Annotated in this window: 4 protein-coding genes and 1 pseudogene; 4 read left to right on the forward strand and 1 reads right to left on the reverse strand. The window is 58.0% G+C overall.

What is annotated here, in order from left to right; all coding sequences use genetic code 11:
- Window positions 1-6408 (forward strand): annotated as a pseudogene (locus B1722_RS23380) (Ig-like domain-containing protein); the annotation flags it as partial.
- On the opposite strand, the gene B1722_RS30190 reads toward B1722_RS23380, so the two are convergent.
- Window positions 6362-6673 carry a DUF6124 family protein gene (locus B1722_RS30190; RefSeq protein WP_371851400.1) on the reverse strand — a complete coding sequence of 104 codons (312 nt, stop codon included), beginning with the start codon at window positions 6671-6673 and terminating at the stop codon, window positions 6362-6364. The pseudogene B1722_RS23380 and the gene B1722_RS30190 overlap by 47 nt on opposite strands.
- Before the next feature lie 269 nt (window positions 6674-6942).
- Between B1722_RS30190 and B1722_RS23390 the strand changes: the two genes are divergently transcribed.
- From B1722_RS23390 to B1722_RS23400, 3 genes are all read left to right on the forward strand, one after another.
- The gene (locus B1722_RS23390) at window positions 6943-8868 is read left to right on the forward strand and encodes a hypothetical protein (RefSeq protein ID WP_086794519.1); all 1926 of its coding nucleotides are present in this window, start codon (window positions 6943-6945) and stop codon (window positions 8866-8868) included.
- A 164-nt stretch (window positions 8869-9032) separates the two neighbouring features.
- Entirely contained in the window at window positions 9033-10970 is a 1938-nt protein-coding gene (locus B1722_RS23395; RefSeq protein WP_174376942.1) for a hypothetical protein, read from the forward strand.
- 277 nt (window positions 10971-11247) lie between these two features.
- Window positions 11248-13446, forward strand: a complete 2199-nt coding sequence (locus tag B1722_RS23400) for an autotransporter outer membrane beta-barrel domain-containing protein (RefSeq protein ID WP_256198934.1) — start codon at window positions 11248-11250, stop codon at window positions 13444-13446.
- The last annotated feature ends 14 nt before the right edge of the window (window positions 13447-13460 follow it).

Consider the following 13460-nt stretch of genomic DNA (forward strand, 5'->3'; position numbering starts at 1 on the left):
CGCGGTCGTCACCAATGGTGTGGCCGCCGGCTTCCCACAATCGGTGACTACACCGCTCGGCAGCACGCTGACTATCACCGGTTTCAACGCAACGACCGGTGTAGTGAGTTATAGCTACACGCTGGATCACAACGACGCCCACCCAACCGCCAACGGCGCCAACAACCTGCCCGAGCAGTTCGCCGTCACCGTGGTGGACGACAACGGCACAACTGCCAATGCGACCCTCGATGTGAACATCATCGATGACCTGCCAAAAGCGGTGAACGACAGCAACGCCAACACCGCGTCAGAAACCAATCTGACCTTGACCGGCAACGTCCTCACCAACGACGTACAAGGCGCCGACCGCGTACCGACCGGCCCCGTCACTGCCGGTACGTTCACCGGCACCTACGGCACTCTGGAACTGCATACCGACGGCACTTACACCTACACGCTCAACCCGACCGATGCCGAATTCAAGAATCTGCACGGCGGCGGCAATGGGACAGAGACGTGCACTTACACCATCACCGACTCGGACGGCGACACCAGCACTGCGAATCTGGTGCTGCAGATCCACAACAACGACGATCCGGTGGTCATCAGCGGCCTGGATGTAAACGGCGGCGAACTCACGGTCTACGAGAAAAACCTCAGCACCGGCAGCGCTCCCGACCCAACCGCGCTGACCCAAAGCGGCACCTTCACCATCACCGCTTTGGACGGCGTCACCACGCTGACCGTCGGTGGTATCGCCGTGGTCACCAATGGCGTGGCTGCAGGCTTCCCGCAATCGGTGACTACACCGCTCGGCAGCACGCTCACCATCACTGGTTTCAACGCAGCAACCGGTGTCGTCAGCTACAGCTACACCCTCGACCACAACGACGCGCATCCGACTGCCAATGGCGCCAACTCGCTTTCCGAACAGTTCGGCGTCACGGTGGGCGACGACAACGGCACCACTGCCAATGCAACCCTTGATGTGAACGTGATCGACGACCTGCCCAAAGCGGTCGATGACAGCAACACGGGCACGGCGTCGGAAACCACGCTCACGCTGACCGGCAACGTCCTCACCAACGACGTACAAGGCGCCGACCGCGTACCGACCGGCCCGGTCACTGCCGGTACCTTCAGCGGCACCTACGGCACCCTGGAACTGCACACCGACGGCACTTACACCTACACGCTCAACCCAACCGATGCCGACTTCAAGAATCTGCACGGCGGCGGTAACGGCACAGAGACGTTCACTTACACCATCACCGACTCGGACGGTGACACCAGCACCGCGAATCTGGTGCTGCAGATCCACAACAACGACGATCCGGTGGTCATCAGCGGCCTGGACGTGAACGGCGGCGAGCTGACGGTTTACGAGAAAAACCTCAGCACCGGCAGCGCTCCTGACCCAACCGCGCTGACCCAGAGCGGCACCTTCACCATCACTGCACAAGACGGTGTAACGAGCCTGACCGTGGGCGGCATCGCCGTGGTTACTAATGGTGTGGCTGCAGGCTTCCCGCAATCGGCCACCACGCCGCTCGGCAGCACGCTGACCATCACTGGTTTCAACGCGACTACGGGGGTGGTGAGTTACAGCTACACTCTCGACCACAACGACGCTCATCCAACTGCCAACGGCGCCAACAACCTGCCCGAGCAATTCGCCGTCACCGTGGTCGATGACAACGGCACCACGGCCAATGCGACCCTCGACGTCAATGTGATCGACGACCTGCCCAAAGCGGTGAATGACAGCAACACGGGCACGGCGTCGGAAACCAATCTGACCCTGACCGGCAACGTCCTCACCAACGACGTACAAGGCGCCGACCGCGTACCGACCGGCCCGGTCACTGCCGGTACCTTCACCGGCACCTATGGCACCCTGGAGCTGCATACCGACGGCACTTACACCTACACGCTCAACCCGACCGATGCCGACTTCAAGAATCTGCACGGCGGTGGAAATGGTACAGAGACGTTCACCTACACCATCACCGACTCGGACGGCGATATCAGCACCGCGAATCTGGTGCTGCAGATCCACAACAACGACGATCCGGTGGTCATCAGCGGCCTGGACGTGAACGGCGGCGAGCTGACGGTTTACGAGAAAAACCTCAGCACCGGCAGCGCTCCCGACCCAACCGCGCTGACCCAGAGCGGCACCTTCACCATCACTGCGCAAGACGGTGTAACGAGCCTGACTGTGGGCGGTATCGCCGTGGTCACCAATGGCGTAGCTGCAGGCTTCCCACAATCGGTCACCACGCCGTTGGGCAGCACGCTGACCATCACCGGTTTCAACGCAGCGACTGGAGTGGTCAGCTACAGCTACACCCTCGACCACAACGACGCCCATCCAACTGCCAACGGCGCCAACAACCTGCCTGAGCAATTCGCCGTCACCGTGGTCGATGACAACGGCACAACTGCCAATGCGACCCTCGATGTGAACGTGATCGACGACCTGCCCAAAGCGGTGAACGACAGCAACGCCAACACGCGTCGGAAACCAATCTGATCCTGACCGGCAACGTGCTGACCAACGACGTACAAGGCGCCGACCGCGTACCGACCGGCCCGGTCACTGCCGGTACCTTCACCGGCACCTATGGCACCCTAGAGCTGCACACCGACGGCACTTACACCTACACGCTCAACCCGACCGATGCCGACTTCAAGAATCTGCACGGCGGCGGCAATGGGACAGAGACGTTCACTTACACCATCACCGACTCGGACGGTGACACCAGCACTGCGAATCTGGTGCTGCAGATCCACAACAACGACGATCCGGTGGTCCTCAACGGTCTCGACGTCAACGGCGGCGAACTCACGGTCTACGAGAAAAACCTCAGCGACGGCAGCAGCCCGAATCCATCAGCATTGACCCAGAGCGGCACGTTCACCGTGACTGCGCTTGATGGCCTGCAAACCCTCACTGTCGGTGGTATCGCCGTGGTCAGCAATGGTGTGGCCGCAGGCTTCCCGCAATCGGCGGTCACGCCATTGGGCAGCACCCTGACCATTACCGGTTACAACCCGGCCACGGGCGTGGTGAGTTACAGCTACACCTTGGTGGACAATGAGGCTCACCCGACCGCTAACGGCGCCAACAGCCTCACCGAGAATTTCAACGTTGTCGCCACTGACGGCGACGGCAGCACCGCCAGCGGCCAGATCAACGTCAACATCATCGATGACCTGCCGACCGCCAAGGCCGACACCGGCTCGGTGGTGGAGGGCGGTACGGTGAATGTCAGCGTGTTGGGCAATGACGTCACTGGTGCGGACGGCGCAGCGGCAGGTGGTGCTGTGGTCGGCGTGCGCGCCGGCGGCGACACCTCAAGCTCGGCGATCGGCGGCCTCAACAGCAACATCAACGGCACTTACGGCTACCTGACTCTGGACGCGGCGGGCAACGCCATCTACCACAGCAATCCGAACTCGGTAAGCCCACCGGGTGCCACCGACACGTTCACCTACACCATCCGCGACGGTGACGGCGACGAAAGCACCACCACCCTCACCATTAACGTCGCTGACAGCAAACTGGTGGCCTCGGTCGATCAGGACGTGACGGTCTACGAAAAAGCCCTCGACCTGACCAAGGACGGCCAGGACCTGGCGCCCGGCACGGTCACCGGCAGCGACCCGAGCAACACCGGCGAAACCGCCACCGGTACGCTGGTCGGTGCGGTCACCGGCGGCAGCGGGGCGATCACCTATACCTTGGTCGGCAGCGCCACCGGCACCTACGGACAGATCCAGCTCAACGCCGACGGCACCTACACTTACACCCTGACCTCGGCACCGAAAACCACGCCGAACGCCAACGACGGCGCCAATACCCTGAGCGAAAGTTTCACCTACAAAGCCACCGATGCGCTGGGCAACAGCACCACCAGCACCCTCGTAGTCAACATCGTTGATGACGTGCCCAAAGCCGTGGCGTCGGACCGCTCGGTGGCGGCGGTGGAGATCGATTCCAATCTGCTGATCGTCCTCGATATTTCCGGCAGCATGGTCGACCCGTCCGGCGTGCCGGGCCTGTCGCGGCTGGATCTGGCGAAACAGGCGATCAGTGCCTTGCTCGACAAATATGACGACCTCGGCGACGTCAAGGTGCAACTCGTCACCTTCAGCAGCAGCGCCACCGACAGGACCTCGGTGTGGGTTGACGTAGCGACCGCCAAATCGATTCTCGCCGGCCTCACGGCGGGCGGCGGCACCAACTACGATGCGGCGGTGGCGATGATGCAAACCGCCTTCAATACCTCGGGCAAACTCACCGGGGCGCAGAACGTCGGTTACTTCTTCTCCGACGGCAAACCGACCACCGGCCAGGAAATCGGCACCGCCGACGAGACCGCGCTGAAGAACTTCCTCGATGCCAACAGCATCAAGAACTACGCCATCGGCCTGGGCAGTGGTGTGAGCAACGCCAACCTCGACCCGCTGGCCTATGACGGCATCAGCCACACCAACACCAACGCAGTGGTGGTCACTGACCTCAATCAGCTCAACTCGGTGCTGTCGGGCACTGTGGAAGGTGCGCCAGTCACCGGTTCGCTACTGGGCGAGGGCGGTACCTTCGGCGCCGATGGTGGCTTCATCAAATCCATCGTGGTCGACGGCACCACCTACACCTATGACCCGCGCGCCAACAGCGGCCAGGGCTCGTTGACCGCCAGCGGCGGCACCAACCACGGCACGTTCAACACCGTGAACAACACGATCAGCATCGCCACCAACAACAGCGGCACCCTGGTAATCAACCTCGACACCGGCGACTACAGCTACACCTCGCAGAAAACCACGACCACGGTGATCACCGAGAACATCGGTTTCACCCTCAGCGACAATGACGGCGACCTCGCCAGCTCGACGCTGACCGTGAAAGTGATCCCCAACTCGCCACCAGTGGCGGTGGACGACCACGTCATCACCAACGTGCTGTCGAGCAGCGTCACGGTGCCGGGCGAACTGTTGCTGGCCAACGACACCGACCCGGATGGCGACACGCTCAACGCCTCACCAACCACCTTCAACACCGGGTGGGTGGCCAAGGGCGCGGACTTCACCGGTACCGGCGCGATCACGTTCAACGGCACCAGCAACACGGCGGCCAACCAGAACCTGGCCGACGTGCGTAACGCGTTCGCGGCGAACACCGCCGCGATGACCGCGGTGCTGGTGGTCAGCGGTTACCTCGGTGCGGTGACCAACGCCAATGCCAACGATGAGGACTTGATCACCGTCAAACTGAAGCAGGGCGAAACCCTCAACCTGGATCACAACCTGGCGGCCGGCCACGTCACCATGGAGTACTCGGTCAACGGCGGCGCGTTCGTCAGCATCGCCGACGGCGGCACCATCACCGCCAGCGCCGACAGTACCTACCAGATCCACGTGACCAACATCAGCAATACCAGCGGCAGCAATCCGACGGCAGCGGAAAACTACCAACTGACCATGACGGTCAATTACGCCGGCGCCCACGACGTGACGCCGGACTTCAACGGCACCTACACCGCCAACGATAACCATGGCGGCAGCGACACCGCCAATGTCAGCATCACCTATCAGGATGGCCACACCCTCACCGGTACTGCCGGGGATGACATTCTGGTAGCAGGCAGCGGCAACAACCTCCTCAATGGTGGCGACGGCAACGACGTACTGACCGCCGGTTCCGGCAACAACGAGATGCACGGCGGTGCGGGCAACGACTTGCTCTACAGCGGTCCGGGCAACGACATTCTCGACGGCGGTACCGGCATCGACACGGTCAGCTATGCCCATGCCACCGCCGGGGTTACGGTCAACCTCGGCCTGCTCGGTGCGCAAAACACCATCGGCGCCGGCACTGACACGATCAGCAACATCGAAAACCTGGTCGGCTCGAACTTCAACGACACCCTGACCGGCGACAACAATAACAACGTGATCAACGGCGGGCTGGGCAACGACATCCTCAACGGTGGTGGTGGCGATGACCTGCTGATCGGCGGCATGGGCAACAACACCCTGACCGGTGGAGCGGGAGCGGACACCTTCCAGTACCTCAAGGGCAACACTGGCCACGACACCATCACCGACTTCACCCCCGGCACCGACAAGCTCGACCTGTCGCAACTGCTGCAAGGTGAAAACGGCACCACCGCGTCGCTCGACGACTACCTGCACTTCACCGTCACCGGCAGCGGCGCCTCGGTGCTCACCAGCATCGACGTCAGCGCCCTGGCCGGCGCCACGCCGAACCAGACCATCGACCTCGCCGGCGTCAACCTCGCCAGTCATTACGGTGTAACGCCAGGGGCGGGTGGAGTGGTAGCCGGTGGGCACGACACGGCGACGATCATCAGCGGCATGTTGAATGATCATTCGTTGAAGGTTGACACGGTTTGATCAAGGCCTGAAACGACAAAACCCGCCGCTCCGGCTGATTGGAACGGCGGGTTTTTCTTTGCTCAGGCGAGAGTGGCGCCTCAGCCTTCAACTGCAGATTATCCGGCACCCGATTCACCGCCGGCCCACCCAGCATGATCAGCTGCGCAATCCTCGACAACACATGCCGTTGCAATCCGTCCATCGGCCCGGGAAAGTCATTGGCCATGACCTTGGCCGAGTTCAGTGTCTCGCACCCATCGACCAGCAGTTCTTCGCTGTCGATACCGGGGCGATGAGGTACCGGGCACTGGCGCTAGGATGCGCAGCCTGATTCAGGCTCCGATCCGGTTTGTTGAACCGCTCTGTTCATGCCGTTCTGCAAGGTGACAGCGATCCAAATCTCCGACGAACGGTAGCAAAACCTGTAATTTCTGACAGTAGCCAGCGAATATACAACGCCGTTAAATCACTTCAGAGCAACGAATCCTCAACCTGCCGATAACGGGCAGATGTTTTGGGAGCGTGGGTCGATATCGTGAGAGGGCGTCTGCAATGCCGATGACTCAAAAGCTGGCCGATCCTGAGGATCCCGTCCTGGAGAAACCCAGAGTTCCCATCATTCTCAAGGATGAAAATGGCAACGAGAGCCCCGATGGGCTGCTGCCGCGCAATGCTCTGAACGATGATGTGAAAGTGATTGTCCCCAATTGGAAGCCGGCTTACTTCGATGCTCCGATCCCCTACATCATTATCATCAGTTGGGTGTTTGAGGGCGGCCCGTTCACTGAGGTCTACCGCGAGACATTTGATGAACCGGGGGAGAAGGTCTTGAAAGTCCCGCAGGACAAGCTGGATCCTGGCACTTATGACTTGTCCTACGAGCTGAACTACGGCGGGAACAAGGAGTATTCTTTTCGTAAACGAGTGACGGTTGATCGGGTCCCTCCGAATGATAATCAGCAACCGACAGCCCTGATCATGCTGAACGTTCCGGGCGATATCACCGATGACTATCTCATTCGTTTTGGCGAGGTCCGGTTTCAAGTCCCGTTCTATCCGGATGCCAGGGCACGGGATCGTGCGATCTATTTCCTGACCGAAAAAGAAAATCCGCCGGACTCCGAACAGGAAATACGTGAGCAAGCATTCAGCCAGCAGGACATCGATCAGAAGCAACTGATCATCACGATTTATGAAGCGGACATTCGGGCCAAGGGACACGGCCCACGTTACTTTTATTACAAGTTGCGGGACTGGGCCGGCAACATCGGACCGCGCTCTACTACGTTGCCGGTGTTCGTCGATTTGAAACCCGGGCCCGGCAAACTCAACCCGCCACGTGTCCCGTTATCGGCCAGGGGATTGATCGACCGCGAGCATGCCCGCGAAGGGGCTTCGAATCAGCAGGCTGTTACGGTCGAAATCGATAACTATGACAACCCGGATGCCTCCGACAAGCTTTTGATTCGGTGGAATGGTCATGATCTGGCACCGCTCGATGTCGATCCTTCGAAGCCGGTACAGATCGCGGCCGTGCCCTGGTCAACATTGACGGCCGACGGGCTCGGTCCCATGGACGCGCGTATCGACTATCGCGTCAGTCGGGGCGGGACGCCGACGCCGCCGTCACCGGAAACAACCGTGCCCTTCAACTTTACGGTCGCGGGTCAAGACCACCCCGATGCACCTGCGCTGTTGAACACCAGGCTGGCGAAGGTCGAGATTTACGGAGCCGTTTCAAAACAGCTGAACAAGCTGCTTCCCGACGACTATGAATTAAACGCCGATGGGTACCTGGCGCTGCATGACAACCCTTTGCCAGGGGAAAAGGTCTTTGTGTTCTGGGGAGCCATCAGCGCACCCGTCGCGGAGTATGAGGTTAGGCCCGGTGATACAGCCGGGAAAAAAATTCCCTTCAGCATCCCTTGGGAGTTTATCGACCAGGACAAGGAAAATCCGGCGCTGCCTGTGCATTACCTCACCGATAACGGTGTGAACCAGCAACTGGCCCGGACTACTCGGGTGGACGTGGCAATCGTCATCATCAGGAATATGCCCGAACCAACCTTCCCGGATGGCGGGCGGGAAGGGCTCCTCGATTGCTGCGCCAACCCACGGTTGTGGGTGCATGTGAAAGTTCATATCGAGGGTAATGACGCGTTCGATGAGAACGATATTGTCGAGCTGCGTTGGCAAGGGTGTCAGGGCCCCAACGGTACCTCTCCTATTTCGGGCGTCGCGGACTCGTTCGAAACGAAGCTGACTCTTGATCAGGCACGCAATGGCTTTGACGTGCTGGTGACGGACTATCAACGGTTGATTGAGCCCATGGTGAATAACGGGTCGGCGCTCTGTCAGTACTTTTTGAGAAAAAGTAATGGCGGTCGTGGAGTATCGAAATTCGATTTTGTAATTATCAATAGAACAATGCCCAGCGGCGCAGTTTGCGGGCCGGATGTGGATCTTTGTTCGAAGTAATATCTGTGGCGCCGGATCGTTTGAGTTGCCGGACGCTGACATAAGTTGTGCTGACTGCTGTTGAGGCTTTTGCAGTTCCCTGAAAGTTGTCAGTTTTCAATGAGTGCTGGTGCAGGCTTATAGCACCCTTGGCCAGCTATTTAAATTTGGAAAGGATAATGACAATGACCATTTTTAAACCGTTAAGTCCCGCAGAGAATCGTGCACGCTATCTCAGGGTTCGCCAAAGCATGGCTGTCGCTGATCTGGAACCACCCAAGTTGCATGCGGATAATCCTCTACTTGGCGACGAAGCCGATGACTTGCCAAATCAATTGCACAGCAGTCTTCGGGGCGCTGCACTCAAGGTTGTGATTCCTCGTTTTCCCAAGGCAGATGATCCCAATTCAGTACCGGGTTTTTTACGGTTGACCTGGGATGCTACTCCTACAGGAACTCGATTTAACTACACCACGCCGATTGATTCGGCAATAACTGAATTTGATCTGGTGCTCCCTGAGGGTTTGACGGTCGATCCAGGCTCGCATGAACTGGGTTATGTATTAAATCATGGTGGCAATACTGATCCGGTAGAATCTCTGATAATCAATATTGATACCCAGGCTCCTACTCCAAATGGTTTGGTGACACTTCCGCCCGAAGTGGAGCAGTTTGGTATTACTAAAACCTATCTAGATAACAATGGTGGTGTTGTGGTGGTGGGTATTCCTGAATACCCTACAAAAAAAATCAAGGATACCGTTCGCTGTTACTTCGGAGTCAGTTTGCCAAGTGCTGTCTTGATTGGAGAGTTTGAGCGTCCAGATACAACTACACCGGTAACTTTCGATCTGACCAGCGACCACATTGGAAAGGAGGAAGGCGAAAAAGAACTTTGGTATACGCTGGAAGACCGCAAGGGTAACCCGAGTGCACCTTCTCCATTCAAGAAGGTCAACATATCGCTGACAGATCCTCCTGCGGGATTGCTCCCACCTGATATCCCGCTGTTTGATGACGATACTCCCATTAAACTGGTAGATCTGGCGGATGCCCGGACGCCATTGGGGATCGGTATAACAACTCAGTACACCAACTTCATCGATGGCATGGATGAGTTGGAAGTTACCGTTGATGGCACCACATTAAAGGCTGTTCAAATTACAGGTTTTCCTTACTATCTGGATATTCCTTACGCTGCACTGTTCAACGACAACCTTGGCCCCAAGAAGATTACTACCAGCTATCAGATAAAGCGCGGGAATGCTCGCCATCCATTAACAGGGCCTCTCACAAAAGATATTGATGTCGATCTTCGCAGGCCCGGTCCAGGAGAGGGGGGAGAGAACCCTAACCCGGATCTCGCTCCGGTGACAGTTCAAGGGCAAGGAGGCAATCTTCCAAACGTTCTGTCTGAAGACGACATAGACCAGACGGTATCAGTGAAGGTGGCAGTTTTTGATGATGTGAAAGATGGGGACATTGCGACACTTATCTGGAAGGGCGTAGAAGTTTCCCAAGCGGACGGTGGTGTTATCGAGTTGGATGGAACGGAGACCGGTGAGCTGGAGTGGACTATTGAATGGTCGGTTGTCGACTTTGGAGGGAATGATGCAAAACTACCGGTAAGTTACAAGTTGACCAATCCAGCTGTTAACGATAACGAAGAGTTTTCATTGCCTCGGGAGGTTGAGGTGTTCATTCGTCCAAGCGTAGCGCCAGCAGTAACCTTTCAATATATGGACGATGATTTTGATCCTCCTCTGCTCAACTGTAATTCGTTACGAACAGATGCTGTCCTTGTCAAGTGTGCTCACGCGCTGGTTGCAGGTGGGGAGAATCAATTGAAGGGTCAGACCCTGTCTTGCGTTTATCAAGGTTATACCGATGAGGCGGGCGCTACGGAAAAGCCGAATACAAAATACGCTTTCACTTATACACCTACCGATCAGGAGGTGGATGCTGGGTTCATTTTGAAAATCCGTTATCAGGAACTGCTTGCAACAGGCAGTGCGTGGGGGAAGATCAGTTATGTGGCTGATATTGATGGAAGACCGGTGGAGTCCAGCGATTTTGTCAGGGTGCATATGGAATCAGGCAGTGGTAATCCTTGCCCGATTTAAGTGAGGAAGACGGGAGGTTCAATACCTCCCGTTTTTTTGCGGTAGTGCTCGGGTTATTTCCTCTTTGGCTTTCGGACTTTTCCTACAGTTTTTTGTGGGGGATCCGACTACTGTTCGCGCTCGATTTTTCATGCAGATGCTTCTTGCATTTTTTTGTAATGGTTTTGGAGGTGGACAAGTCATGAAGGCGTTGAGTGTCTGGTTTAATGGACCCGTTGTAAAAAGCACGTTGGGTGCGTTTATATTCATACCTGCATTCTCTTTTTTCGGTAGTGGTGTGCAGGCAGCTGTTATCGTCAACAACACTTCACTGGATATCGACGCAACGACTGCACCGATCGATTATCTGGTGCGCAACAGAGGTGTGTTGAACGTCAATGGCGCCACCACCCAATCGATCACCGTTCAGTCCGGCTCGACGCTGAACATCAATGGCGCCACGGTCGCCAGCAATCCTGGCGTCGAAGGTATTCTGGTCACCAGCAGCCGGGGCACCATCAACCAGGCCACTGTGACCAGCGACGACATCGGTCTGGCTGTCAACCGCTCTTCAATTGCCGCTGGCGGCTCCACCGTGGATGTTTCCAACAGTCAGATCCGTGGTGATGTTTTCGGTGCGCAAGTCACGGGGCTGAGCACGTTGTCGCTGGTCAATACGCAAGTGACCGGTACTGGCAGCAATGGCATTGGTGCGAATCTTCTTGGCGGTGCGCTCAACGCCTCCGCCGGGTCTGTCATCAGCGGTCAGGCGACAGGCGTGCGCATTGTCAACGACACGGACAATGTCGGCGCCCGTTCGCTCTCGCTGGATAACGCCACTGTACAAGGGATCAATGGCTCAGCAGTTCTGGTTGATCGCGGTACCGATGCCACCATCAACCTGTCGAACGGCGCCAGCCTGCTCGCCGGCAACAACAACCTGCTCGACGTCCAGGGCGCCTCCACCGCCACCATGACCGTCGCCAACAGCAACTTGCAAGGCAACATCAACATCGCCGGCAACAGCACCGGCAACCTGACCTTCGATCAAGGCCGGATGACCGGCGATGTGCTGGTCGAAAACGGTTCGACCGCCAACGTCACCCTGCAGAACAGTTCGCAGTTCACTGGCCGTCTCGACAAGGTCGATGGCGTAACCGTCAACAGCGGTTCGATCTGGACCCTGACGGGCAACGACACCGTAGGAACTCTCGCCATGAGTGGTGGGACGGTTCGCTTTGGTGCGCAGGATGTACCGAATACCTTCTACCAGTTGAACGTCGGTACGCTCGCCGGTTCGCCGGACGGTTCCAGCACCTTCGCGATGAAGGGCAACTTCGCCACGGGCCAGCATGACTTGCTCAATGTCACAGGTGTGGCGACCGGGTCGTTCGGGTTGCTGGTGGCGGCGTCCGGTCTGGATGCAGTGAACCCGCAGCAACTGACTCTGGTGCGCACCGCCGCTGGTGATGCGCAATTTGCTTTGACGGGCGGGCGAGTGGATCTCGGTACCTGGTCCTATGACCTGGCCCAACGACAAGGTGGAACGGGCGGTACGGAATGGTTCCTCGACCCGACCACCCAGGTGATCAGCCCCGGCGCCAGTGCGGTACTGGCCTTGTTCAATTCTCCGATTACCCTGTTGTACGGCGAAGCCAGCTCATTGCGCAGCCGCATGGGTGAGTTGCGGTTCAACGGTGGCCAGTCGGGCGCCTGGGTACGCACCTATGGCAACCAGTACAACGTGTCCGAAAGTTCCGGTGTGGCGTACAAGCAGAACCAGCAAGGGCTTTCCCTCGGGGCCGACGCCCGACTCAATGACAGCGATGTACTGGGGGGCGTGATGGTGGGCTTTAGTGAGTCCGATCTGAGTCTTGAACATGGCACCTCGGGCACGGTCAAGAGTTATTACTTCGGGCCGTATGTGACGTGGATGGACCGCGACACCGGTTACTACGTTGACGGTGTGCTGAAATTCAACCGTTTCCGGAACGAGGCCAAGGTCGGTTTGAGCGACGGCACGCGTGCCAAGGGCGATTACGATAACTGGGGTGTCAGCGCGTCGGTTGAAGGCGGTCGTCACATCAAGTTGAGCAACGATTACTTCATTGAACCCTTCGTTCAGTTTTCGGCAGCGCAGATCCAGGGCAAACGCTTCAGCCTGGACAACGACATGCAGGCCGAGGGTGATCGTACCCGCTCTTTCCTGGGCAAGGCAGGCGCCACGGCCGGGCGCAACTTCGACATTGGCAATGGTGCCGTTGCGCAACCTTATGTACGTGCAGCGATAGCTCACGAATTTGCCAAAAACAACGAAGTGCAGGTCAACAATAACGTGTTCAACAATGACCTGTCGGGTTCACGGGCGGAGTTCGGCGCTGGTGTGGCGGTGGCCATGTCGGACAAATGGCAGGTGCATGTCGATCTGGATTACGCCAATGGCGAGCATATCGAGCAGCCTTGGGGGGGGAATGTAGGGGTGCGGTATAGCTGGTAAGTCACGGCCCCCGA

The sequence above is a fragment of the Pseudomonas sp. SCPG-7 genome (genome assembly GCF_002156405.1).
GTDB classification, from domain to species: domain Bacteria; phylum Pseudomonadota; class Gammaproteobacteria; order Pseudomonadales; family Pseudomonadaceae; genus Aquipseudomonas; species Aquipseudomonas parakoreensis.